At 72.7% G+C, this 23057-nt stretch carries 20 protein-coding genes and 1 pseudogene; 12 read left to right on the forward strand and 9 right to left on the reverse strand.

The features are described 5' to 3' along the window. Positions 1 to 277: pseudogene (locus EAO77_RS14865) on the forward strand (FAD-dependent monooxygenase); the annotation flags it as partial. A 120-nt stretch (positions 278 to 397) separates the two neighbouring features. On the opposite strand, the gene EAO77_RS14870 reads toward EAO77_RS14865, so the two are convergent. The 4 genes from EAO77_RS14870 to EAO77_RS14885 all read right to left on the reverse strand — a co-directional run bounded on the left by EAO77_RS14870 (position 398) and on the right by EAO77_RS14885 (position 3735). After that, complete coding sequence (locus tag EAO77_RS14870; protein WP_147988451.1) at positions 398 to 1303, reverse strand: amino acid ABC transporter permease; 906 nt, start codon at positions 1301 to 1303, stop codon at positions 398 to 400. Then, positions 1300 to 1968: an amino acid ABC transporter permease gene (locus tag EAO77_RS14875; protein ID WP_147988452.1), complete on the reverse strand. Its 669-nt coding sequence runs from the start codon at positions 1966 to 1968 to the stop codon at positions 1300 to 1302. The genes EAO77_RS14870 and EAO77_RS14875 overlap by 4 nt, the downstream gene beginning before the upstream one ends. Positions 1969 to 2043: 75 nt before the next feature. After that, complete coding sequence (locus EAO77_RS14880; RefSeq protein WP_147988453.1) at positions 2044 to 2892, reverse strand: glutamate ABC transporter substrate-binding protein; 849 nt, start codon at positions 2890 to 2892, stop codon at positions 2044 to 2046. A gap of 57 nt (positions 2893 to 2949) precedes the next feature. After that, positions 2950 to 3735: an amino acid ABC transporter ATP-binding protein gene (locus EAO77_RS14885; protein ID WP_147988454.1), complete on the reverse strand. Its 786-nt coding sequence runs from the start codon at positions 3733 to 3735 to the stop codon at positions 2950 to 2952. 276 nt (positions 3736 to 4011) lie between these two features. Here EAO77_RS14885 and EAO77_RS14890 point away from each other — a divergent pair, with 276 nt between their 5' ends. Both EAO77_RS14890 and EAO77_RS14895 read left to right on the forward strand, forming a co-directional pair. Next, the gene (locus tag EAO77_RS14890; protein WP_147988455.1) at positions 4012 to 4722 is read left to right on the forward strand and encodes a response regulator transcription factor; all 711 of its coding nucleotides are present in this window, start codon (positions 4012 to 4014) and stop codon (positions 4720 to 4722) included. A gap of 15 nt (positions 4723 to 4737) precedes the next feature. Then, positions 4738 to 6129, forward strand: coding sequence for a sensor histidine kinase (locus EAO77_RS14895; RefSeq protein WP_147988456.1), 1392 nt, complete (start codon positions 4738 to 4740; stop codon positions 6127 to 6129). A 34-nt stretch (positions 6130 to 6163) separates the two neighbouring features. Here the strand turns inward: EAO77_RS14895 and EAO77_RS14900 are convergent, their stop codons facing one another. Then, positions 6164 to 7162: a TAXI family TRAP transporter solute-binding subunit gene (locus EAO77_RS14900; RefSeq protein WP_147988457.1), complete on the reverse strand. Its 999-nt coding sequence runs from the start codon at positions 7160 to 7162 to the stop codon at positions 6164 to 6166. 138 nt (positions 7163 to 7300) lie between these two features. Between EAO77_RS14900 and miaB the strand changes: the two genes are divergently transcribed. Both miaB and EAO77_RS14910 read left to right on the forward strand, forming a co-directional pair. Then, positions 7301 to 8791 carry a tRNA (N6-isopentenyl adenosine(37)-C2)-methylthiotransferase MiaB gene (gene miaB / locus EAO77_RS14905; protein ID WP_147988458.1) on the forward strand — a complete coding sequence of 497 codons (1491 nt, stop codon included), beginning with the start codon at positions 7301 to 7303 and terminating at the stop codon, positions 8789 to 8791. A gap of 219 nt (positions 8792 to 9010) precedes the next feature. Next, positions 9011 to 9718: a class III extradiol dioxygenase subunit B-like domain-containing protein gene (locus EAO77_RS14910; RefSeq protein WP_147988459.1), complete on the forward strand. Its 708-nt coding sequence runs from the start codon at positions 9011 to 9013 to the stop codon at positions 9716 to 9718. Between the two features lie 94 nt (positions 9719 to 9812). Here EAO77_RS14910 and EAO77_RS14915 read toward each other — a convergent pair whose 3' ends face one another. Together EAO77_RS14915 and EAO77_RS38620 are read right to left on the reverse strand one after the other, a co-directional pair. Continuing rightward, positions 9813 to 10052 (reverse strand): antitoxin, encoded by a 240-nt coding sequence (locus tag EAO77_RS14915; RefSeq protein ID WP_147988460.1) that lies wholly within the window; start codon positions 10050 to 10052, stop codon positions 9813 to 9815. A gap of 42 nt (positions 10053 to 10094) precedes the next feature. Beyond that, positions 10095 to 10394: a hypothetical protein gene (locus tag EAO77_RS38620; RefSeq protein ID WP_187283216.1), complete on the reverse strand. Its 300-nt coding sequence runs from the start codon at positions 10392 to 10394 to the stop codon at positions 10095 to 10097. Between the two features lie 181 nt (positions 10395 to 10575). Between EAO77_RS38620 and miaA the strand changes: the two genes are divergently transcribed. From miaA to hflX, 6 genes are all read left to right on the forward strand, one after another. Beyond that, on the forward strand, positions 10576 to 11514 hold the full coding sequence (gene miaA / locus EAO77_RS14925) for a tRNA (adenosine(37)-N6)-dimethylallyltransferase MiaA (protein WP_147988461.1): 939 nt from the start codon (positions 10576 to 10578) through the stop codon (positions 11512 to 11514). A 105-nt stretch (positions 11515 to 11619) separates the two neighbouring features. Next, positions 11620 to 12117: a hypothetical protein gene (locus EAO77_RS14930; RefSeq protein WP_147989137.1), complete on the forward strand. Its 498-nt coding sequence runs from the start codon at positions 11620 to 11622 to the stop codon at positions 12115 to 12117. A gap of 47 nt (positions 12118 to 12164) precedes the next feature. Beyond that, a complete protein-coding gene (dapF, locus tag EAO77_RS14935) occupies positions 12165 to 13070 on the forward strand; it encodes a diaminopimelate epimerase (protein ID WP_147988462.1) in 906 nt (301 codons plus the stop codon). 193 nt (positions 13071 to 13263) lie between these two features. Next, complete coding sequence (locus EAO77_RS14940; protein WP_147988463.1) at positions 13264 to 15345, forward strand: RelA/SpoT family protein; 2082 nt, start codon at positions 13264 to 13266, stop codon at positions 15343 to 15345. 75 nt (positions 15346 to 15420) lie between these two features. Next, positions 15421 to 16884, forward strand: a complete 1464-nt coding sequence (locus EAO77_RS14945) for a M1 family metallopeptidase (RefSeq protein ID WP_147988464.1) — start codon at positions 15421 to 15423, stop codon at positions 16882 to 16884. 189 nt (positions 16885 to 17073) lie between these two features. After that, on the forward strand, positions 17074 to 18564 hold the full coding sequence (gene hflX / locus EAO77_RS14950) for a GTPase HflX (protein ID WP_147988465.1): 1491 nt from the start codon (positions 17074 to 17076) through the stop codon (positions 18562 to 18564). Between the two features lie 76 nt (positions 18565 to 18640). Here hflX and EAO77_RS14955 read toward each other — a convergent pair whose 3' ends face one another. Both EAO77_RS14955 and EAO77_RS14960 read right to left on the reverse strand, forming a co-directional pair. Then, the gene (locus EAO77_RS14955) at positions 18641 to 19822 is read right to left on the reverse strand and encodes a trypsin-like serine peptidase (RefSeq protein ID WP_147988466.1); all 1182 of its coding nucleotides are present in this window, start codon (positions 19820 to 19822) and stop codon (positions 18641 to 18643) included. A 239-nt stretch (positions 19823 to 20061) separates the two neighbouring features. After that, on the reverse strand, positions 20062 to 21237 hold the full coding sequence (locus tag EAO77_RS14960; RefSeq protein WP_147988467.1) for a trypsin-like serine peptidase: 1176 nt from the start codon (positions 21235 to 21237) through the stop codon (positions 20062 to 20064). Between the two features lie 314 nt (positions 21238 to 21551). On the opposite strand from EAO77_RS14960, the gene EAO77_RS14965 reads away from it, so the two are divergent. Next, on the forward strand, positions 21552 to 23057 hold a 1506-nt coding region (locus tag EAO77_RS14965), incomplete at its 3' end, for a diaminobutyrate--2-oxoglutarate transaminase family protein (protein ID WP_147989138.1).

The raw sequence follows: 23057 nt of genomic DNA on the forward strand, positions 1-23057 counted from the left end.
GGGCAGTTACCTGGTCGGCTGCGACGGCGCCAGGTCGACGGTCCGCAAGCTGCTCGGCATCCGCTTCCCCGGCCGCACGGCCGTGGAACGCCACGCGGTCGCCGCACTGCGCACCGAACTTCCGTGGCCCGGCGAGGCGTTGCTGCACCGGCGGCCGCCGTGGCTGCCGGGCACGGAGGAGGTCACGGCCCGGCCGCTGGCGGACGGGGTGTGGCGCCTCGACTGGCTGCTGCCGCCCCGGGGTGAACTGGTGACCCCGGAGAGCCTGGTGGCCCGGTGCGCGATCACAGAACGTATGCAACTCACTGCGAGTGCCCGCGTCAAGCGACACCGGGTGCGCCGAGGGGCGGTGGCCGCACGGCCACCGCCCCTCGGGTGTCGATCATCGGACGATCCGTCAGGTGGCCCGTCCGTCGTCGGTGCCGACGCCGGGCTCCGCGACCGGCTCCTCGCCGCCCGCGGCGTCCGCCGAGAGCACCGCCCCGCTGCTGCGCTTGGCACGCCGCAGGCGGCGCTCCAGCCACGAGGCGAAGGTCGTCAGCATGAGGTTCAGGACGATGAAGATGATCGCGACGATGATGAAGCTCGGGATGACGTTGGCGTAGTTCGCGGCCAGCGTCCCGCGGGCGTTCAGCAGCTCGGGGAAGGCCAGCAGCGCGCCGCCGAGCGTCGTGTCCTTCACGATGACGACGAGCTGGCTCACCAGGGCCGGCAGCATCGCGGTCACGGCCTGCGGCAGCAGGACGGTCGTCATCGTCTGGCCCTTGCGCAGGCCGATCGCCTTGGCCGCCTCCGTCTGCCCCTTCGGCAGGGAGAGGATGCCGGCCCGCACGATCTCGGCGATGACCGAGGCGTTGTAGAGCACCAGGCCGGTGACCACCGCGTACAGCGGGCGGACCTCCGTGCTCACCCCCGTGTACTCCGAGTAGAACTCGTTCGCGAACAGCATCAGCAGCAGGACCGGGATCGCGCGGAAGAACTCGACGATCACGCCGGCCGGCACCCGGACCCAGCGGTGGTCGGACATGCGGGCGATGCCGAAGACCGCACCCAGCGGCAGGGCGATCACCAGCGAGAGGGCCGCCGCCTTGAGCGTGTTCCCCAGACCCGGCAGCAGATAGGTGGTCCACGCCTGGGCGGTGACGAACGGCTCCCAGAGGGCCCATTCGAGCTGGCCCTTGTCGCCCATCACCGACAGGATCCACCAGACGGCCAGCCCCAGCAGGACGACGAAGGCCGCGGTGTAGAAGATGTTGCGCCGCTTGGCCCGGGGGCCGGGGGCGTCGTACAGAACCGAGGTCATCGCTTCACCGCCATGCGCTTGCCGACCCAGCCGAGGATGAGACCGGTGGGCAGGGTCAGGATCACGAACCCGAGGGCGAAGACCGCCGAGATCAGCAGGAGCTGCGCCTCGTTCTCGATCATCTCCTTCATCAGGAGCGCCGCCTCGGCCACGCCGATGGCCGACGCGACCGTGGTGTTCTTGGTGAGGGCGATCAGCACGTTGGTCAGCGGGCCGATCACGGACCGGAAGGCCTGCGGAAGCACGATGTGCCTCAGGACCTGCGTGAAGCTCAGCCCGATCGCGCGCGCCGCCTCGGCCTGTCCCACCGGCACCGTGTTGATGCCCGAGCGCACGGCCTCGCAGACGAAGACCGCGGTGTAGGCGGCGAGACCGAGAACGGCCAGCCGGAACGCCAGCTCGTCGAAGTCGTCCGCCGCGCCCAGGGTCACACCGAAGATGTCGGCGAGACCGAGCGAGCAGAAGACGATGATGACGGTCAGCGGGATGTTCCGGACCACATTGACGTAGACGGTGGCGAAGCCGCGCATCAGCGGGACGGGGCTGACACGCATCGCGGCCAGCACGGTCCCGAGGACCAGGGCACCGATCCCGGAGAAGACGGTGAGCTTCACCGTCACCCAGAACGCCCCGAGCAGGTCGTAGCCTTCAAAAATGTCGAACACGATCTCCCGTGCTTCCGCGTGTGGGGAAGGCCGGGCGCGCCGCCCTCAGCGGGCGGCGCGCCGTGCGGCCGTGCTTCACTGGACGATGTTGCCGATCTTCGGCGCGGGCTCGTTCTTGTAGTCGGCCGGGCCGAAGTTGGCCTGGACGGCCTTGTCCCACGACTTGTCCTGGACCATCTTCTCCAGGGCGGCGTTGATCTTGTCGACCATCTCCTGGTCGCCCTTCTTCACGCCGATGCCGTAGTTCTCGTTGCTCAGCTTGAGACCGGCGAGCTTGAACTTGCCCTTGTACTGGTCCTGCGAGGCGTAGCCGGCCAGGATCGAGTCGTCCGTGGTCAGCGCGTCGACGGCGCCGCTCTGCAGCGCGGCGAGGCACTCGGAGTAGGTGCCGACCTGCTTCAGCTGGGCGTTCGGGGCGAAGTCCTTCTTGACGTTCTGCGCGGAGGTGGAGCCGGTGACCGAGCAGAGCTTCTTGCCGTTGAGGTCCTCGCCGTCCTTGACGTTCTCGTCGGCACGGATCAGCAGGTCCTGGTGGGCGAGCAGGTAGGGGCCGGCGAAGTCGACCTTCTCCTTGCGCTCGTCGGTGATCGAGTAGGTGGCGGCGATGAAGTCGACGTCACCGCGGGAGAGCGCGGTCTCGCGGTCGGCGCTCTTCGTCTCCTTGAACTCGATGTCCTTCTCGTCGTAGCCGAGCTCCTTGGCCACGTACTTGGCGACGTCCACGTCGAAGCCCGAGTACGAGCCGTCGGGGGTCTTCAGGCCGAGACCGGGCTGGTCGATCTTGATGCCGATGGTGACCTTCTCGCCACCGCCGGAGGAGCCGGTGCTGCTGCCGCTGTCCTTGTCGTCCGAACCGCAGGCGGTGGCCGTCAGGGCGATCGCGAGCACGGCGGCCGAGGCGGCGGTGACCTTGCGAAGCTTCATGATGATGACTTCCCTAGAGTTGGAGCGAAGTGATGGATCGGGGGTGGGATCCAGGTCTCAGTGGTGAAGGATCTTCGACAGGAAGTCCTTGGCACGGTCGCTGCGCGGGTTGCTGAAGAACTCCTCGGGCTGCGCCTCTTCGACGATCTTCCCGTCGGCCATGAAGACGACCCGGTTGGCCGCGGAGCGGGCGAAGCCCATCTCGTGGGTGACGACCACCATTGTCATCCCGTCCCGGGCCAGCTGCTGCATGACCTCGAGGACCTCGTTGATCATCTCGGGGTCGAGGGCCGAGGTCGGCTCGTCGAAGAGCATGACCTTCGGGTCCATCGCCAGCGCCCGTGCGATCGCGACACGCTGCTGCTGACCGCCCGAGAGCTGCGCCGGGTACTTCTCGGCCTGCGCGCCCACGCCCACCCGGTCCAGCAGCTGCCGGGCCTTGGCCTCGGCCGCCTTCTTGTCCGCCTTGCGGACCTTGACCTGGCCCAGCGTCACGTTCTCCAGCACGGTCTTGTGGGAGAACAGGTTGAACGACTGGAACACCATGCCCACGTCGGCACGCAGACGGGCGAGCTCCTTGCCCTCCTGGGGCAGCGGCTTGCCGTCGATCCTGATGTCGCCGGAGTCGATCGTCTCCAGGCGGTTGATGGTGCGGCACAGCGTGGACTTGCCGGAACCCGACGGCCCGATCACGACCACGACCTCGCCGCGGGTGATGGTCAGATCGATGTCCTGGAGCACGTGCAGCGCGCCGAAGTGCTTGTTCACGTTGCTCAGCACGACCAGGTCGCCGGCCGGGGGCTGCGCTCCCTCGGCGTCCTTGGTCACTGACACTTCGCTCATCGGCCTCTTGCTCCATCCTCCTCGGTTGGGAGGACCCTAATCACGCACTGCGACCAGCGTCATCACATCTGAGCGGAAATTGAGCATAACGATATGGCTGCAACCGGACACTATGCGTGAACAGGACGATGATCAGCGTACCGGGTGGGTAACGGAAACCTCCGTGCAACAAGTGGCCTCTTGACTGAGAGCGCGGCCATCGGCGTTCATGCCCTGTTGGAGATTTCGCAACAATGCTCCCCACCGCCGCATCACCGACCGAAGGGAGGCGGGTCCATGAGGCTGCTCCTCGTCGAGGACGACGACCACGTCGCCGCCGCCCTGTCCGCCGTGCTCGCCAAGCACGGCTTCCAGGTCGTCCACGCCCGCAACGGCGAGGAGGCGCTGCGCGCCGTCCTGCCGGACACCCACCCCGACAAGCCGCCCTTCGGCGTGGTCCTGCTCGACCTCGGGCTCCCGGACCAGGACGGCTACCAGGTCTGCGGCAAGCTGCGCACCCTGACCTCGACACCCGTGATCATGGTCACCGCACGCTCCGACGTGCGCTCGCGCATCCACGGGCTCAACCTCGGCGCCGACGACTACGTGGTCAAGCCGTACGACACCGGTGAGCTGCTCGCCCGGATCCACGCCGTCAGCCGGCGCACCGGCGCGACGGAGGACACCGCGCAGGGCGGCGCCGGTGACGACGCGCTGCGGCTCGGATCCGTGGTGATCGAGCTGTCCACCCGGCAGGTCAGCGTCGACGGCTCGTCCGTACAGCTCACCCGCAAGGAGTTCGACCTGCTGGCCCTGCTGGCCCAGCGGCCGGGAGTGGTCTTCCGGCGCGAGCAGATCATCAGCGAGGTCTGGCGCACCAGCTGGGAGGGGACCGGCCGCACGCTGGAGGTGCACGTGGCCTCCCTGCGTTCCAAGCTGCGCATGCCGGCGCTGATCGAGACGGTGCGCGGGGTGGGCTACCGGCTCGTCGCGCCCGGCGCGGCGTAGGGTCCGAGCGCCCCGGTGCGTACCCGTCTTCTCCCGCTCCTCATCGTCCTCATGGCCGGTGTGCTGCTCGCGCTCGGCTTCCCCCTCGCGGTGAGCCTGGCGGCCGCGCAGCAGCAGCGGGTCGTCGTGGACCGGATCGACGACACCGTGCGGTTCGCGGCCCTGGCCCAGTTCGTCACGGAGGGCCCCGACGGCACCGACGAGCGCCGCGCCACCCTCCAGGAGCAGCTCGACCGGTACCACCAGATCTACGGGATCCGCGCGGGCGTCTTCTACCGCGAGCGCAACTCCATGGCGCGCGCCCCCCTGGAGTGGACCATTCCGTCGGAGGGCGAGGGGCTCGCGGCCTTCGAGGAGGCGCTCACCGGCCGCCGCAGCGAGGATCCGCCGCAGGTCTGGCCCTGGCAGAACAGCCGGCGCCTGGTCGTGGCGTCGCCCGTGGTGCGCGACGGGGACGTCGTCGCGGTCGTCTTCACCGACTCGCCCACCGGGCAGCTGCGCTCGGAGGTGCTGCGCGGCTGGCTGCTGATCGCGGCGGGCGAGGCGGCGGCGATGCTGGTCGCCGTCGGCGCGGCGTTCCGTCTCACCGGCTGGGTGCTGCGGCCCGTCCGCGTCCTCGACGCGGCCACCCACGACATCGCGACGGGGCGGATGAACTCCCGGGTCGCCGCGGCCGGCGGCCCGCCCGAACTGCGCCGCCTCGCCCGGTCGTTCAACGAGATGGCCGACAACGTCGAGGAGGTGCTGGAGCAGCAGCGGGCCTTCGTCGCCGACGCCTCCCACCAGTTGCGGAACCCGCTGGCGGCGCTGCTGCTGCGGATCGAGCTCCTCGCGCTCGAACTGCCCGAGGGGAACGCGGAGATCGCCTCCGTGCGCACCGAGGGCAAGCGCCTCGCCCAGGTCCTCGACGACCTGCTCGACCTGGCCCTCGCCGAGCACGCCTCCGCCGATCTGCGCCTGACGGACATCGGCGCGCTCGCCGCCGAGCGGGTCGGCGCCTGGCGCCCGCTGGCCGAGGAGAAGGGCGTACGGCTCACCGGCGACACGGCTGCCGTGACGGCGTGGGCGGACCCCATCGCGCTCTCCAGCGCCCTGGACGCCGTGATCGACAACGCGCTCAAGTTCACCCCGCGGGGGGAGACGGTCACCGTCACGGTGTGGTCGTCGGGCGACACCGCCGGAGTGGTCGTCGCCGACCACGGGCCCGGCCTCACGGACGACGAGCTGGCACGCATCGGCGACCGGTTCTGGCGCAGCGGCCGCCACCAGAACGTCAAGGGCTCGGGTCTCGGACTGTCGATCTCCCGTGCCCTGCTCACGGCCGGCGGAGGGTCGATCGGCTACGCCCGCAACGAGCCGCACGGGCTGAAGGTGACCGTCACGGTGCCCCGCAACCCGTGGAACTGAGCGTCCGCGCCGACGGGAGGGAAGCGGCGACGCCCTACGGCTTCGCCGACCGGTAGTAGCGCCGGGCGCCCTCGTGCAGGGGAAGCGGGTCCGTGTACACGGCGGTGCGCAGGTCCACCAGCTGGGCGGGGTGCACGGTCTGGCCGATCCGGTCACGGCTGTCGATCACGGCCCGGGTGAACCCCTCGGTCAGGGCGGGATCGGCACGGTCGGTGGTCACCAGCAGGTTGGCGACGGCCACCGTGGGCACCGGCACGCCGCCCTGCGCCGCGAGGTAGGCGTCGGCCGGCATCACCGCGGAGCGGTAGTAGCTGGTGGAGCCGCCGGTGGCGTGCAGCTTGCCCACCAGCTCGGGCTCCAGCGGGACCAGCCGGATCTCGAACCGCTCCGACAGCTCGCGCACCGTGTTCGTGGGCAGACCGCCGGACCAGAAGAACGCGTCGAGACCGCCGCTCTCCAGGCGCCCCGGCATCGAGTCGATGCCCGCGGGGACAGGAGTGATGTCGTTCCTCGGGTCCAGTCCCGCGGCGGTCATCAGCCGGTCGGCGACGAGCCTGACACCCGAGCCGGGCTGACCGACGCCCACCACCTTGCCGCGCAGGCCGGCCACCGACCGCACCGGCGAGCTGCGCGGCACGATGAGGTGGACGTAGTCGTCGTAGAGCCGGGCACAGCCGCGCAGCCGCTCCGCGCCCGGCAGGCCGTCCCGCTTGTAGGTGGCCACGGCGTCCGCGGTGGCGATGGTGAAGTCCGCCTCCCCGGCGGCCAGGCGCGCCAGGTTCTGCTGCGATCCCTCACTGGTCCGCAGCTCTATGGCGACGTCGGGCATGCTCTCGGCGAGAGCCTGCTCCAGCAGCACCCCGTACCGCTGGTAGACGCCGCTGCGCGATCCGGTGCTGAAGGTCAGCTCCCCGCTCGGCGAGGTGCGGCCGAACGGAACCAGCCACCACGCCAGCAGCCCCAGGACGACCAGGGCGGCCGCCGAGGCCCCGAGGGCCCGGCGTCGGCTGGTGGTCAGGGTGCCCGGGAACATGGCGCGATCCTGCCAGGTCACCCGCCGTGCTGGCCAGGCCCCTCCGGGGCGCGCGCTCCCCGGCCTCCCGCGGGGCCCCGCAGGAGGTGTCCGGCCCGGCGCGGGACGGCACGGCGACCCCGTACCCTGGTGGGCGCGATGAGTGCCAAAACTTACGAGGTGCGCACCTACGGGTGCCAGATGAACGTCCACGACTCCGAGCGCCTCTCCGGCCTGCTGGAGGACGCCGGTTACGTGCGCGCGCCCGAGGGTGCCGACGGTGACGCGGATGTCGTCGTCTTCAACACCTGCGCGGTGCGGGAGAACGCCGACAACAAGCTGTACGGCAATCTCGGCCGTCTCGCGCCCATGAAGACGCGGCGTCCCGGGATGCAGATCGCCGTCGGCGGCTGCCTCGCGCAGAAGGACCGCGACACGATCGTCACCAGGGCGCCCTGGGTGGACGTCGTCTTCGGCACGCACAACATCGGCAAGCTTCCCGTGCTCCTGGAGCGCGCCCGCGTCCAGGAGGAGGCGCAGGTCGAGATCGCCGAGTCGCTGGAGGCGTTCCCCTCCACGCTGCCGACCCGCCGCGAGTCGGCGTACGCGGCCTGGGTGTCGATCTCGGTCGGCTGCAACAACACCTGCACCTTCTGCATCGTCCCCGCGCTGCGCGGCAAGGAGAAGGACCGCAGGCCCGGCGACATCCTCGCCGAGATCGAGGCGCTGGTCGCCGAAGGTGTCTCCGAGATCACCCTCCTCGGCCAGAACGTCAACGCCTACGGCTCGGACATCGGCGACCGGGAGGCGTTCAGCAAGCTCCTGCGCGCCTGCGGCGGCATCGAGGGCCTGGAGCGGGTCCGCTTCACCTCTCCGCACCCGCGGGACTTCACCGACGACGTGATCGCGGCCATGGCCGAGACGCCGAACGTGATGCCCCAGCTCCACATGCCGCTCCAGTCCGGCTCCGACACGGTGCTGAAGGCGATGCGCCGCTCCTACCGGCAGGAGCGTTTCCTCGGGATCATCGAGAAGGTGCGCGCCGCGATCCCGCACGCCGCCATCTCGACGGACATCATCGTGGGCTTCCCCGGCGAGACCGAGGAGGACTTCGAGCAGACCATGCACACCGTCCGCGAGGCCCGCTTCGCGAACGCCTTCACCTTCCAGTACTCCAAGCGCCCCGGCACGCCCGCGGCGACCATGGACGGCCAGATCCCCAAGGAGGTCGTCCAGGACCGCTACCTGCGCCTGGTCGCGCTCCAGGAGGAGATCTCCTGGGAGGAGAACAAGAAGCAGGTCGGCCGCACCCTGGAGGTCATGGTCGCCGAGGGCGAAGGCCGCAAGGACGGCGCCACCCACCGCCTCTCCGGCCGCGCCCCCGACAACCGTCTGGTGCACTTCACCAAGCCCGGCACCGAGGTCCGCCCCGGTGACGTGGTCACAGTCGGGATCACCTACGCCGCCCCGCACCACCTGCTGGCCGAGGGCGCGGTGCAGTCCGTCCGGCGCACCCGGGCCGGCGACGCGTGGGAGAAGCGCAACGCCGCGGAGGCCGCCAGGCCCGCCGGGGTGATGCTGGGGCTGCCCGGCATCGGCGCTCCCGCCCCGCTGCCCGCGGCCGCCGCCCCTGGCTGCGGCTGCGACTGACGTCCCGGGCGAGGCGCCGCGGACCGTCGTCCCGTGTCGCCCTGAGGGCTGTCGCGCCGTCCCCGGTGGATCGGCGTGCGTCGTCGGATGCGGTGCATCGCCGGGCGGAGGGGCGTCCTCATGCCGGACGCAAGCGGGCGGTCCGGCAGCGCGGCGGGGTGTCGTGGCCGTCGTCGCGCGCCCGCCGGGGACCACGGGACATCCCTTAGGCTGCCGATCATGCTTGTCGCCGCAGCCGTGTGCCCCTGCCCGCCCCTGCTCGTCCCCGAGGTCGCGGCCGGTGCCGCACCCGAGCTGGACGCCGCCCGCGCGGCGTGCGCCGACGCCGTGGGCCTGCTCGCCGCGGCCCGGCCCGACCTCCTCGTGGTGGTCGGACCGTCGGACGGCGACGGCGGCGGCGCGTATCCGCCGGGCAGCGCCGGAACCTTCCGGGGCTTCGGCGTCGACACCGCGGTGCGGCTCGGTCACGGCCGGGGCGGGGACCGCGGCCTGCCGCCCCCGCTCGCCGTCGCCGCCTGGCTGCTGGAGCACGCGCATTGGGCCGCCTGCCCGGTCGAGGGGCTGGCGGTGACGGACGCGCACACCGCCGACGACTGCGCCGGCGCGGGCCGCACCGTGGCCGGGCGGGCCGAGCGGGTCGCGCTGCTGGTGATGGGCGACGGAAGCGCGTGCCGGACCCTCAAGGCCCCCGGCTACCTCGACGAGCGCGCGGCCGGCTTCGACCGGGAGGCGGCCCGGGCTCTCGGCGCCGCCGACACCGGGGCGCTGGCCGCCCTGGACGAAGGACTGGCACGGGAACTGAAGGCGGCCGGGCGCGCTCCCTGGCAGGTGCTCGCCGGCGCGGCGGAGGGCCGCGGCCTCGCGGGGCGCCTGCTGTTCGAGGACGCCCCGTACGGCGTCGGTTACATGGTCGCCGCCTGGTCCTGACCGTCCGGGCTCCTGCCGCATCTGCCGCCCGCCCGTGCGCGCGACGGCCGCGGAGCACCGCGCTCCGCGGCCGTCGCGCGCACGGGGCCGGTGCTCAGGTGGCGGGCGGGCGGGGTGTGCCGTCGTCCTCGCGGTGCGTGATGCGGCCGGGAGCGTCGGCCCCGCCCGTGCCCGTGTCGATCCGGCTGCGGTACCTGCCCCCGGTCCGGTGGCCGACCGACCTCGCGGCCGTGTCCGGACCGTGGCCGGTCCCGTCCACGCGCTGCCGGGAGAGGCAGGCGACCTTCTCCCCGGCCGGCGCGAGCTCGGCCTTCACGGTGTCCGGGGTGCCCATGACGCACCGTTGTCGAGCTCAGCGGGGGTGGGCAGCGGTTCCCTACGCGCGGACACCGTCGCCGGTCCCGCTCTCCGCCGCCTCGGACGGCGCCTGCTGCCGCGGGATCTCCGTGCCGGCCGCCGTGCCACCGGCGGGCGCCTGTGAGGCCGCTCCGTCCGTTTCACCGCCCTCGGCCGGCGCCGTCGGGACGGTGTCGCCGGCCGTCGTGCCCGGTTCCTCGGACTCGGAGCCGGGTGCGGCGCCGGACGGGGGAGTGGCCGCCTCGGCGGCGGATCCTTCCTGGTCCGGCGCCTCGACGGGTGCCGCGGACTTGCTGCGGAACCATGAAAAAACGCCCATTTCTGCTCCATGGGGTACTCGGTGGGGTGCCGGTGGGTGCCGCCCGGATGCGGCATCTCGCGGTCCCGCGACCGCCGTCGGCGGCCGGGCGCGCACGGCCTCGCCACAGGCAACGAAGCCGGACGCGACCCGTCACCTCGCTCGTTCGGGTTCGCGCCCGGGGGTTTGCGAGACTGGGGCGGTGAGAAGTGCAGCTCCCGCACCGCGGGTCATCGCCGTCGTCGGTCCCACCGCGGCCGGAAAGTCCGATCTGGGTGTTTTCCTCGCCCAGCGGCTCGACGGCGAAGTCGTCAACGCCGACTCCATGCAGCTCTACCGTGGGATGGACATCGGCACCGCCAAACTGACGCTCGAGGAGCGCGACGGCGTCCCCCACCGGCTGCTGGACATCTGGGACGTCACCGAAGCGGCGAGCGTCGCCGAGTACCAGCGTCTCGCCCGGGCCGAGATCGACCGTCTGCTGGCCGAGGGCCGCACCCCCGTCCTGGTCGGCGGATCCGGGCTCTACGTGCGCGGGGCGATCGACGCCCTCGACTTCCCCGGCACCGACCCCGCGGTGCGCGCGCGGCTGGAGGAGGAGCTGGAGGCCGACGGGCCCGGCGCCCTGCACGCCCGACTCGCCGCGGCCGACCCCGAGGCCGCCCGCGCGATCCTCCCCGGCAACGGGCGCCGCATCGTCCGCGCCCTGGAGGTCATCGAGATCACCGGCCGGCCCTTCACCGCCAACCTCCCGGGCCACGACTCCGTCTACGACACCGTGCAGATCGGCGTGGACGTCGGACGCCCGGAACTGGACACGCGCATCGCCGAACGGGTGGACCGGATGTGGGACGCCGGACTCGTCGAGGAGGTCCGCGCGCTGGAGGCCGTGGGGCTGCGGGAAGGGCGCACCGCCTCCCGGGCCCTCGGCTACCAGCAGGTGCTCGCCGCGCTCGCGGGGGAGTGCACCGACCAGCAGGCGCGCGAGGACACCGTGCGCACCACGAAGCGCTTCGCGCGCCGCCAGGACTCCTGGTTCCGGCGCGACCCGCGGGTGCGGTGGCTGAGCGGCGCGGCCGAGGACCGGGCGGAACTTCCGCACCGGGCGCTGTCGTTGATCGAACGAGCGGTCACAGCCTGATCACGTGATGGCATCGGGATGCTCCGGCCGTCATTTCGACCTCGGGAGCGTGCCATCATCGAGCATCGATCGACTGTTGAGTCCGAGTGGGGAGGGCACGTGGCGATGGAGGCCGGCCCTCGAGACACCGAACGGGACCACCGGGACGCGGACGAGGACGCACCCGTCGCGGGCCCGGACGGCCCCGACGGACAGCGCATGCTCGTGGACGCGGACGCGCCCGTGCTGAGCCCCGACGGCCCCGACGAGCAGAGCATGCTCGTCGACGAGGTCGAGGTCGAGCTGCGACCGCAGCGGCGTCTGCGGATCTGGCAGCTCGCCCCCATCGTGGGACTCGCCGCACTCGGCTCGCTCATGTTCGCCTTCCCGCTCGCCTTCGGCACCGGCGACGGCGGCGCCGTCGTCGCCATGCTCGGCCTGCTGATCAGCTGCTGCGCCGCGGGCTGGGGCGTCATGGCGGCCAGCCGCGTCGGGCACACCTGGCCCGGACTGCCCGGCCGCGGCTCGGGCGAGCGCCCCGACTGGAGGGTCGTCGTCCTCTACGTGGGCGTGGCCGCCCTGATCGTCGCACTCGCGGTCTGGCGCGTCGCCCGGCTGCGCTGACCGGGCCGCACCAAGGCGCCGTCCGCCGTACGGGACGACCTCGTACGATGGGGCACGTGAGCACTGCGCAGACCTCGGGCGTCGCCTTCCTCAAGGGCCACGGCACCGAGAACGACTTCGTGATCGTCCCCGACCCGGACAACGCCGTCGAGCTGTCCGCGGCGGCCGTCGCCCGGCTGTGCGACCGCCGGGCAGGCATCGGCGGCGACGGGGTGCTGCACGTCGTGCGCTCCGCGGCCCACCCGGATGCCCGGCACATGGCGGATGCGGCCGAGTGGTTCATGGACTACCGCAACTCCGACGGCTCCGTCGCCGAGATGTGCGGCAACGGCGTCCGGGTCTTCGCCCGGTACCTCCAGCGCGCCGGCCACGCCGAGGCCGGCGAGATCGCCGTCGCCACCCGCGGGGGCGTCAAGAACGTCCACATCGCCAAGCCCGGCCAGGGGTCCGACGAGGGCGACATCACGGTCGTCATGGGGCGCGCGGTGCTGCCCGGGGACGGCGTGGACGTCACCGTCGGCGGCCGCAGCTGGCCCGCGACCCACGTCGACATGGGCAACCCCCACGCCGTCGCCTTCGTCGAGGATCTCGACCACGCGGGCACGCTGTACGAGGAGCCCGCCTGCACTCCGGCGTCGGTCTACCCGCACGGGGTGAACGTGGAGTTCGTCGCCGACCGCGGCGAGCGGCACGTCGCCATGCGGGTCCACGAGCGCGGATCCGGCGAGACCCGGTCCTGCGGGACGGGCGCCTGCGCGGTGGCCGTGGCGGCGGCCCGCAGGGACGGCGCCGACCCCGCCGTCACGGGCGCCCCGGTCACGTACACCGTGGACCTGCCGGGCGGCACGCTGATCATCACCGAGCGGCCGGACGGGGTCGTCGAGATGGCCGGCCCCGCCGTCATCGTCGCCGAGGGGCACATCGAGCCCGGCCTCCTCGAACCCCGGCCGTAGCGGCGTCCGTTCGGGCCCGGCCCGGCGCCGGCCCGAACGGAGGCGCGCCGGGCTTCGCTCGAATGGGTGATCCGTTTCACGCTGGGCGAGAGCGGGACTTCACCGCGTGGTGGGGTCGGTAGCATCAAGCACCGGCCCGGGAGGCGTGACCCGATCCTTCCCCACCGCCGGTCGAAGCCGCCGGAGGTGCCCCATGAGTGCAGAGGCCGCCAATCCAGGTGCCCACAGCCGCCGGCGCGGCCGCCCGAGGATCGACCTCCGCAGGCTGGGCCGCGCCGCGCTGATGGGCCCGGCCGGACGCGACCGGCTGCCCGACGCGATCGGCCATGTCGTCGACGCCCACCGGGCCCACCATCCGGAAGCCCGGCTCGCGCAGCTGCACAAGGCGTACGTGCTGGCGGAGTCCTCCCACCGCGGCCAGTTCCGCAAGAGCGGCGAGCCGTACATCACCCACCCGCTCGCGGTGACCCTGATCCTCGCCGAACTGGGCGCCGAGACCACCACGTTGATCGCCTCGCTGCTCCACGACACCGTCGAGGACACCGAGGTGACGCTCGACCAGGTCAAGGCGGAGTTCGGCGCCGAGGTCGCCTACATCGTCGACGGCGTCACCAAGCTGGAGAAGGTCGACTACGGGGCCGCGGCCGAGCCGGAGACGTTCCGCAAGATGCTCGTCGCCACCGGCAACGACGTCCGCGTCATGTCGATCAAACTGGCCGACCGGCTGCACAACATGCGCACGCTCGGGGTGATGCGCCCCGAGAAACAGGCCCGCATCGCCAAGGTCACGCGCGACGTCCTCATCCCGCTCGCCGAGCGGCTGGGCGTACAGGCGCTCAAGACCGAGCTGGAGGACCTGGTCTTCGCCATCCTCCACCCCGGAGAGTACGAGCGCACCCGCGCCCTGATCGCCGAGAACGCCACCGCCTGCACCGCGCTGGAGGCCATCGCCGACGAGTTCCGCAAGGTCCTGCGGGAGGCCGGCATCAGCGCCGAAGTCCTCATCAGACCGCGGCACTTCGTCTCCGTCCACCGGGTCTGCCTCAAACGTGCCGAACCGCGCAGCACCGACTTCGGGCGGCTGCTCGTCCTCGTCGGCGAGGACGCGGACTGCTACGCCGTCCTCGGCGAGCTGCACACCTGCTTCACCCCGGTCATCTCCGAGTTCAAGGACTTCATCGCCGCCCCCAAGTTCAACCTGTACCAGTCGCTGCACACCGCCGTGGCGGGCCCCGACGGGGCGGTGGCCGAAGTCCTCATCCGCACCCACCAGATGCACAAGGTGGCCGAGGCGGGCGTGGTCGCCCTCGGCAACCCGTACCTCGCGACCGAGGGCGCCGAGCCGCCGGAGGACGGCGAGCGCGCCGACCCGACGCGTCCCGGCTGGCTGTCGCGCCTGCTGGAATGGCAGCAGTCCACCCCGGACCCGGACACCTTCTGGACCTCGCTGCGGGCCGACCTCGCGCAGGACAAGGAGATCACCGTCTTCCGCGCCGACGGCCGCGCGCTCGGCCTGCCGGCCGGCGCCAGCTGCGTGGACGCGGCCTACGCCCAGTACGGCGAGCGGGCGCACACCTGTATCGGCGCCCGGGTCAACGGGCGGCTCGCCACGCTGAGCACCCAGCTCAAGGACGGCGACACGGTGCATGTGCTGCTCGCACAGGACGCCTCGTCCGGCCCGTCGCGCGACTGGCTGGACCATGTCCGCACACCTGCGGCGCGCATCGCGATCACCGGCTGGCTCGACGCCCACCCCGAGGGCGCCGGCGCCCAGGACGCCGCCCCCCGCCGCCCGACGCAGCGCACAGCCGACCGGCCGGCCTCCGCCAACGCGGTCGTGGACCGCCCCGGTGCGACCGTGCGGCTCGCCGGCTGCTGCACACCGGTGCCGCCCGACACCGTGACCGGCATCCCGGTCCGCGGCGGCGCGGTCACCGTCCACCGGCGCGAGTGCCCGGCCGTCGCCCGCATGGAGAGCGCCGGCCGGGTGCCGGTCGAGGTGCGCTGGGGCGACGCCCCCGAGTGCCGGGTCACCCTCGTCGCGGAGTCGTTCGGCCGCCCGCGGCTGCTCGCCGACCTCACTGAGGCGATCGCCGCCGAGGGCGCGGCCGTGGTCTCGGCGACCGTCGAACCGCCCACCCAGCAGCGCGTACGGCACACCTACACGCTCCAACTCCCGGACGCCGCCGGACTTCCCGCCCTGATGCGCGCCATGCGCGACGTCCCCGGGGTGTACGACGTCAGCCGGACCCAGCATCCGGCGGGGAGCAACTGACCTCTTTCGGGTGGGGTGCGCGGCCCTCGGCGCGTGCCGGGCGGCCGTGACCGGGCGCGCTGGTAGCGGTAGCGCATGCTGCTCACTCCCCGGCGCCGACTGCGTGCCGTCCTGCTCGCCGCCGCGTCGGCCACCCTCGTGGCCGCGACGCTGCCCGAGCCGACGGCCCTCGGGATCGGCGACCGTCTCTTCCCCCAGCTGGGCAACCCCGGCTACGACGTCATCGCGTACGACATCGCCCTCGCCTACCGGGGCGCCAACGACGAGCCGCTCGACGCCGTCACCACCATCGACGCCACGACCAGCGAGCTGCTGGAGCGCGTCAATCTCGACTTCACCCACGGCACGGTCCGCTCCGTCCGTGTGAACGGCAGCCCCGCCGAGTTCGCGGGCGCGGGCGAGGACCTCGTCGTGCGGCCCGCCGAGCCCCTGGCGGCCGGCTCCCGGATGGAGATCACGGTCCACCACACCAGTGACCCGCGCGGCCCCGCGGCCGCCGGCGGCTGGGTGCGCACCGGCGACGGTCTCGTGATGGCCAACCAGGCGGACGCGGCGCACCGCGTCTTCCCGTGCAACGACCATCCCGCGGACAAGGCGTACTTCACCTTCCGGGTGACCGCGCCGAAGGACACCACCGTCGTCGCCAACGGCACCCGCGTGTCCCGCACGGCCCGCGGCACGGACACCTCATGGGTCTACCGCACGGGACAGCCCATGGCCACCGAGCTCGCCCAGGTCGCCATCGGGCGGTCCACCGTCGTCGAGCGCCGGGGCCCGCACGGCCTGCCGGTCCGCGACGTGGTGCCGACGGCGGACCGCGCCGCCCTGGAGCCCTGGCTGGCGAAGACGCCGGGCCAGCTGGAGTGGATGGAGAGCAAGGTCGGCCGGTACCCCTTCGAGACCTACGGCGTGCTCGTCGCCGACGCCGAGACCGGTTTCGAGCTGGAGACCCAGACCCTGTCGCTCTTCGAGCGCTCGCTGTTCACCGGCTCCGCACACCCCGCCTGGTACGTGGACTCGGTCATGGTGCACGAGCTGGCCCACCAGTGGTTCGGCAACAGCGTCTCGCCCCGCACCTGGTCCGACCTGTGGCTGAACGAGGGCCACGCCACCTGGTACGAGGCGCTGTACGCCGAGGAGCGGGCCGGGCAGCTCCTCGTGGACCGGATGCGCCAGGCGTACCGCCTCTCCGACGGCTGGCGCGCGGCGGGCGGGCCGCCCGCCGCGCCGGCGCCGCCCGCGCCCGGCCGGAAGCTGAGCCTCTTCCGGCCCGTGGTCTACGACGGCAGCGCCCTGGTGCTGTACGCGCTGCGGCAGACCATCGGCAAGAGCGCCTTCGAGCGCCTGGAGCGCGAGTGGGTGGCCGACCACAAGGACGCGACCGCGAGCACGGAGGACTTCGTCCGGCTCGCCTCCGCTGTCGCCGGGCGCGACCTCGGCGCCTTCTTCGACGGCTGGCTGCACGGCACGAGGACCCCGCCGATGCCGGGCCACCCGGACTGGCGGAGCGAGACGCCCCGGGCCCGCACGGCGGGGTGAAAACCCGCGTGACGGCCCCGCCGGGCGCATGCGACCATCGTCCGGTCGGCGGCGCCCCCGGGGCCGCCACGGCGGTCCGGGGGAATCTTCCCGGCCCGCCGCACGTTGTGACACGTGAGACGAGGGGCACACTCCCTAGTGGGCCGTGCCCCCGCGGCTTCACCCATCGACATCGACGACAAGGATCCAATGACCTCCTCTTCATCCCCTTCCCAGGACGAGCAGAGCTTCGCGGACACGCGCACCGAGAGCCTTCGGGCCGATGCCCTGATGGAAGAGGACGTCGCCTGGAGCCACGAGATCGACACGGAGCGGGACGGCGAGCAGCTCGACCGTTCCGAGCGTGCGGCGCTGCGACGTGTGGCAGGGCTCTCCACCGAGCTCGAGGACGTCACCGAGGTCGAGTACCGGCAGCTGCGCCTCGAGCGCGTGGTGCTCGTCGGCGTCTGGACCTCGGGGACCGTGCAGGACGCGGAGAACAGCCTCGCGGAACTCGCCGCGCTCGCCGAGACCGCCGGAGCGCTGGTGCTCGACGGCGTGATCCAGCGGCGCGACAAGCCGGACCCGGCCACCTACATCGGTTCCGGCAAGGCCCAGGAGCTGCGCGACATCGTGCTCGAGTCCGGTGCCGACACCGTCGTCTGCGACGGTGAGCTCAGCCCCGGCCAGCTCATCCACCTCGAGGACGTCGTCAAGGTCAAGGTGGTCGACCGGACCGCCCTGATCCTCGACATCTTCGCCCAGCACGCCAAGTCCCGGGAGGGCAAGGCGCAGGTCGCGCTCGCGCAGATGCAGTACATGCTGCCGCGGCTGCGGGGCTGGGGTCAGTCGCTGTCCCGTCAGATGGGCGGCGGCGGCGGTGGCGGCATGGCCACCCGTGGTCCCGGTGAGACCAAGATCGAGACGGACCGGCGGCGGATCCGCGAGAAGATGGCGAAGATGCGCCGGGAGATCGCGGAGATGAAGACGGGCCGCGAGATCAAGCGCCAGGAGCGCCGGCGCAACAAGGTCCCCTCGGTCGCCATCGCCGGATACACCAACGCGGGCAAGTCGTCCCTGCTCAACCGCCTCACCGGTGCCGGTGTCCTGGTGGAGAACGCCCTGTTCGCCACCCTGGACCCGACCGTGCGGCGGGCCGAGACACCGGGCGGCCGCCTCTACACGCTGGCCGACACCGTCGGCTTCGTCCGGCACCTGCCCCACCACCTGGTCGAGGCGTTCCGTTCCACGATGGAGGAGGTCGGCGACGCCGATCTGATCCTGCACGTGGTCGACGGCTCGCACCCGGCGCCGGAGGAGCAGCTGGCGGCCGTGCGCGAGGTCATCCGCGACGTGGGCGCGCTCGACGTGCCCGAGATCGTGGTGATCAACAAGGCGGACGCGGCCGACCCGCTGGTGCTCCAGCGTCTGCTGCGGATCGAGCGCCGTGCGATCGCCGTCTCGGCCCGCACCGGCTCGGGCATCGGCCGGCTCCTGGAGCTGATCGACACCGAGCTGCCGCGGCCGGAGGTGGAGATCGAGGCACTCGTCCCGTACACCCAGGGCGGCCTCGTCTCGCGTGTCCACGCGGAGGGCGAGGTGATCTCCGAGGAGCACACCACGGAGGGCACCCTGCTCAGGGCGCTGGTGCACGAGGAGCTGGCCTCCGCGCTGGCGTCCTGCACCCCCGCGGCGCACTGACGGCACGCCCGTCCCACCCGCACGCACGACGGCCCGCCCCCGCGAAGGGGGCGGGCCGTCGTCCGTGGGCGCTGCGTCAGCGTCCGGCGAACTTCTCGCTCATCATCGTGAACACCTGCTCGGCCCCGCTGTCCAGCCGGGGACCCGCGAGCCAGCCCGACGTGACCGGCCCGATGGACGTGTTGGACACCAGCACGGTCCTGCCGCCCGGCTGCTGCACGAACCAGCCGCCGCCGGAGGACCCGCCGGTCATCGTGCAGCCGATGCGCCACATGGTCGGTGTACCCGGCGCGACGGACAGCCGGCCCGCCCGGTCGAGGCACTTGTGCATGATCGCGCCGTCGTACGGCGGTGCCGCCGGGTAACCCCAGGCGCCGATCGTGCCGATGCTCTGCGCATCGGGCGCCGCGAAGTCGACGTCGAGCGCGGCGCCCACCGTCTCCTCCAGCGACTTGGTCCCGCGCTCGGGCTTCACGTGCATCACCGCGTAGTCGTACGCGGCGCCGGTGCCGCCGGTCGGGCCGCCCTGGTCGATCCACCCGTTCGACGTCGCGACCCAGTCCGCCCAGTAGACGCCGTAGGGCGCGACCTCGTGCGGCTGCGCCGTTTCGAGCGCGGCGGGGGACTTGCCCGTGTCGTTGTACGCGGGGACGAAGGCGATGTTGCGGTACCAGCCGCCGTCCCTGCCGGCGTGGACGCAGTGTCCGGCCGTCCACACCATGTTGGATCTGCCCGGGTTGGCCGGGTCCTTCACCACGGTCGCCGAACAGACCATGGAGCCCTTGGGCGAGTCGAAGAACACCTTGCCGACCGGAGCGGCGTTGCGGTGGTACGGCTTCTTCTCCGGCACCGCCCGGACCGGGCGCGGCTCGGGGTCGGTGACGTCCTGGTCCCCGGTGATGTCCCCGGCGGCGAGTGTCCGGGTCGGCGCCGAGGCCGTCGTCATCCGCTCGGGCTTCCACAGCCCCTCGATGACGGGGTTGACGAAGTCCTTGGCCTCACGGAGCCAGGTGTCCCGGTCCCAGTTCTTCCACTCGCCGTCCCGCCACTTGTCCAGGTCGATGCCGCGCTCCTCGAGGCGGTCGGCCAGGTCGGCGGGGAGGGCGCCGGTGCCGGCGCCGTCCTGTGCGGCGGAGGCGGAGGCGGAGGCGCTCGGTTCGCCGCCGGCGCCGTCGTCACCGGGGCCGCAGGCGGTCGCCGTCAGGGCGAGGGCCGACGCCAGGCCGGCGGCGGCGAGCAGTGGACGTATGGATCGCATGGACATGTTCCCCCTGGAATGCTGCTGCTGCGAAGGCTGCCCGGGCCGCGGTCCCCGACGGGACGGCGGCACACCGGGGCGACGGATGCGTGCCCGGGGGCAGCTTGCCATGATCGTGTCATGCGGAGCGGCCGCGCCGGGGCGGGGCCGCCTTCCTTGCACCGGGTCTTCACGTGCCGGAGGGCGTCCGGCACAGCCGGACGCCCTCCCGTTCGGGACGCGGCGGGCGCGTCACCGGCTCAGCGGCCGGCGAACTTCTTGCTGACCGCCTCGTAGATGCCCTTGGCGTCCTTGCCGAGCCGCGGGCCCGCGAGCCAGCCCGCCGTCACCGGGCCGATGGAGGTGTTGGACACCAGCGCGGGCTTGCCGTCCGCCCCCTCCGCCACCCAGCCGCCGCCGGACGAACCGCCGGTCATGGTGCAGCCGATCCGGTACATGGTCGGCTGCTCGGCCTTGAGCGAGAGACGGCCGGGCCGGTCGGCGCACTGGAAGAGCTTCTGCCCGTCGTAGGGCGGGGCCGCCGGGTAACCCGTCGCCGTCATGCCCGCGATCTCGGGCACCGCGGGGGCGTTGAAATCGACCGGCAGCGCGGCGCCGACCGTCTCCTCCAGCGACTTGCCCGTGCCGCCCTTCTCGGGCGTGACGTGGATGACCGCGTAGTCGTGCGGAGCGCCCTGACCGCCGGTGGCGGCACCCTCGGAGATCCACTGCTCGGAGGTCTGCGCCCAGTCGCCCCACCACACGCCGTAGGGAGCGATCTCCTCCTTGGGAGCCTTCTCCAGCTCGGAGGTCGGCCTGGCGCCGTCGTTGTACGAGGGGACGAAGGCGATGTTGCGGTACCAGCCGCCGCTCTTGCCCGCGTGGACGCAGTGTCCGGCCGTCCACACCATGTTGGACTTGCCCGGGTTGGCCGGGTCCTTCACCACGGTCGCGGAACACACCATCGAGCCCTGCGGCCCGTCGAAGAAGACCTTGCCGGCCTCCGCCGCGCTGGAGTGGTACGGCGCCTTCACCGCGACCGCGTCCACGGGTGCGGGCGTCGGGTCGGTGACGCCCTCGTCGCCGGAGATGTCCGGGGCGACCGGCTCGGCGGGAGGCTTCTCGGCGTCCCGCATCCGGTCCGGGTCCCACAGGTCCTCGATGATCGGGTTCACGAAGTCCTGGGCCTCACGGAGCCACTTGTCCCGGTCCCAGTTCTTCCACTCGCCGTCGCGCCACTTGTCCAGGTCGATCCCGTGCTCCTTGAGCCGGTCCTTCAGATCGTCCGGAATGGTGAACGCGCCGTCCGCGGACTGGCTGGCCGGGGCGCTCGGCTTGTCGCCTGCGTTGTCCTCGGCCGGACCGCACGCGGTGGCGGTGAGCGCGAGGACGGCGGCGAGGGATGCCGCTGCCAGCGTCGGGCGGATGGGTCGCATCTGGTGATCCCCCTGGGACTTCGGTGCTGCTGTACGTCTGAACCGTCGCAGCGTGTCGTACATGTCGGTGGCGCGCTGCCGTCGCCGGCGGCACCCGGCGCCCGGGTGCGGCCCCCACTATGCCGGTGCCGATGGGGACGGCGTGCGGCAGGTCCGCGGTTCCGCCCCGGCAAGGATCTTCTGCGCACCCCGTGATCCGCCGCGCCCACCGTCGTTGGTACCAGGGGGACAACGGCAGCCGGGCGCCCAGCGGTTGGCTCGACGGGCCGGGACCCGGGGGAGACGAGCAGGCGAACAGCGGGAGGACCGAAGCCTTGGCCGTGACCGAACCAGCCCCGACGGCGCCGACGACCGCGCACGAGGGCATCCTGCACCGGCAGTCGCTCCGGGAGTCCGCGGCCCGCACCTACGCGCGCTCGCTGCCGATCGTGCCCGTGCGCGCCCGGGGCCTCACGATCGAGGGCGCGGACGGCCGCCGGTACCTCGACTGCCTGTCCGGCGCGGGCACTCTGGCCCTCGGGCACAACCATCCGGTCGTCCTGGAGGCCATCAAGAAGGTCCTCGCGTCGGGGGCGCCGCTGCACGTCCTCGATCTGGCCACCCCGGTCAAGGACGCCTTCACCACCGAGCTGTTCGCCACGCTGCCCCCGCGCTTCGCCGACGACGCCCGGATCCAGTTCTGCGGCCCGGCGGGCACCGACGCCGTCGAGGCGGCCCTCAAACTGGTGCGCACCGCGACCGGACGGCAGGGCATGCTCGCCTTCACCGGCGCGTATCACGGCATGACCGCCGGGGCCCTCGACGTCTCCGGCGGCGCCACGGACGTCCGGGTGACCCGGCTGCCCTACCCGTACGACTACCGCTGCCCCTTCGGGGCCGGCGGCGGGCGCGGTGCCGAGCTCGCGGCCCGGTGGACCGAGCACCTCCTCGACGACCCCCGGGGCGGTGTCCCCTCCCCGGCAGGCATGATCCTGGAACCGGTGCAGGGCGAAGGCGGGGTGATCCCGGCCCCCGACGAGTGGCTGCGGCGGATGCGGGCCCTCACCGCGGACCGCTCCATCCCGCTGATCGCCGACGAGGTGCAGACCGGGGTGGGGCGCACCGGCAGGTTCTGGGCCGTCGAGCACAGCGGGGTGGTGCCCGACGTCATGGTCATGTCCAAGGCGATCGGCGGGTCACTGCCCCTCGCCGTGATCGTCTACCGCTCCGGCCTCGACGCCTGGCAGCCCGGCGCCCACGCCGGCACTTTCCGCGGCAACCAGCTCGCCATGGCGGCGGGCGCCGCCACATTGGCGTTCGTCCGGGAGAACCGCCTCGCCGACCGCGCCGCGAGCCTCGGCGCCCGCATGCTCGCGAGCCTCCAGGGACTGGCCGCCGCGCACTCCTGCATCGGCGACGTCCGCGGCCGGGGCCTGATGATCGGCGTCGAACTCGTCGACCCCGCCTCCCGGACGCCCGACCAGCCGGTGCCTCCGCCGGCCCCCCGCCTCGCCGTCGCCATCCGGCGCGCCTGCCTGGAGCGCGGGCTGATCGTCGAACTGGGCGGCAGGGAGTCCTCCGTGGTGCGCCTGCTGCCCCCGCTGACCCTCACCGACGAGCAGGCCACCGCCGTCCTCGACCGCTTCGCCGACGCCCTGGCCGCCGCGGAACGCACCGCCGGGGCCGGCGGAGGCACCGGCTGGTCGGGCGTCCGGGAGGCGGGGTCGACGAGTTCGACGCCGATCATCAGGCCCCGGCCGCGGACGTCGCCGATGCAGGAGTGCGCGGCGGCCAGTCCCTGGAGGCTCGCGAGCATGCGGGCGCCGAGGCTCGCGGCGCGG

Source organism: Streptomyces sp. T39 (genome assembly GCF_008042045.1).
In the GTDB taxonomy this organism is placed as follows: domain Bacteria; phylum Actinomycetota; class Actinomycetes; order Streptomycetales; family Streptomycetaceae; genus Streptomyces.

Excerpts from the sequence above, each read along its gene's own strand:
- EAO77_RS14870 (WP_147988451.1), bottom strand. The coding sequence starts at position 1,303 with ATGACCTCGGTTCTGTACGACGCCCCCGGCCCCCGGGCCAAGCGGCGC.
- EAO77_RS14880 (WP_147988453.1), bottom strand. The coding sequence starts at position 2,892 with ATGAAGCTTCGCAAGGTCACCGCCGCCTCGGCCGCCGTGCTCGCGATC.
- EAO77_RS14885 (WP_147988454.1), bottom strand. The coding sequence starts at position 3,735 with ATGAGCGAAGTGTCAGTGACCAAGGACGCCGAGGGAGCGCAGCCCCCG.
- EAO77_RS14890 (WP_147988455.1), top strand. The coding sequence starts at position 4,012 with ATGAGGCTGCTCCTCGTCGAGGACGACGACCACGTCGCCGCCGCCCTG.
- EAO77_RS14900 (WP_147988457.1), bottom strand. The coding sequence starts at position 7,162 with ATGTTCCCGGGCACCCTGACCACCAGCCGACGCCGGGCCCTCGGGGCC.
- miaB (WP_147988458.1), top strand. The coding sequence starts at position 7,301 with ATGAGTGCCAAAACTTACGAGGTGCGCACCTACGGGTGCCAGATGAAC.
- EAO77_RS14910 (WP_147988459.1), top strand. The coding sequence starts at position 9,011 with ATGCTTGTCGCCGCAGCCGTGTGCCCCTGCCCGCCCCTGCTCGTCCCC.
- EAO77_RS14915 (WP_147988460.1), bottom strand. The coding sequence starts at position 10,052 with ATGGGCACCCCGGACACCGTGAAGGCCGAGCTCGCGCCGGCCGGGGAG.
- EAO77_RS38620 (WP_187283216.1), bottom strand. The coding sequence starts at position 10,394 with ATGGGCGTTTTTTCATGGTTCCGCAGCAAGTCCGCGGCACCCGTCGAG.
- EAO77_RS14930 (WP_147989137.1), top strand. The coding sequence starts at position 11,620 with ATGGAGGCCGGCCCTCGAGACACCGAACGGGACCACCGGGACGCGGAC.
- dapF (WP_147988462.1), top strand. The coding sequence starts at position 12,165 with ATGGGGCACGTGAGCACTGCGCAGACCTCGGGCGTCGCCTTCCTCAAG.
- EAO77_RS14940 (WP_147988463.1), top strand. The coding sequence starts at position 13,264 with ATGAGTGCAGAGGCCGCCAATCCAGGTGCCCACAGCCGCCGGCGCGGC.
- EAO77_RS14945 (WP_147988464.1), top strand. The coding sequence starts at position 15,421 with ATGCTGCTCACTCCCCGGCGCCGACTGCGTGCCGTCCTGCTCGCCGCC.
- hflX (WP_147988465.1), top strand. The coding sequence starts at position 17,074 with ATGACCTCCTCTTCATCCCCTTCCCAGGACGAGCAGAGCTTCGCGGAC.
- EAO77_RS14955 (WP_147988466.1), bottom strand. The coding sequence starts at position 19,822 with ATGCGATCCATACGTCCACTGCTCGCCGCCGCCGGCCTGGCGTCGGCC.
- EAO77_RS14960 (WP_147988467.1), bottom strand. The coding sequence starts at position 21,237 with ATGCGACCCATCCGCCCGACGCTGGCAGCGGCATCCCTCGCCGCCGTC.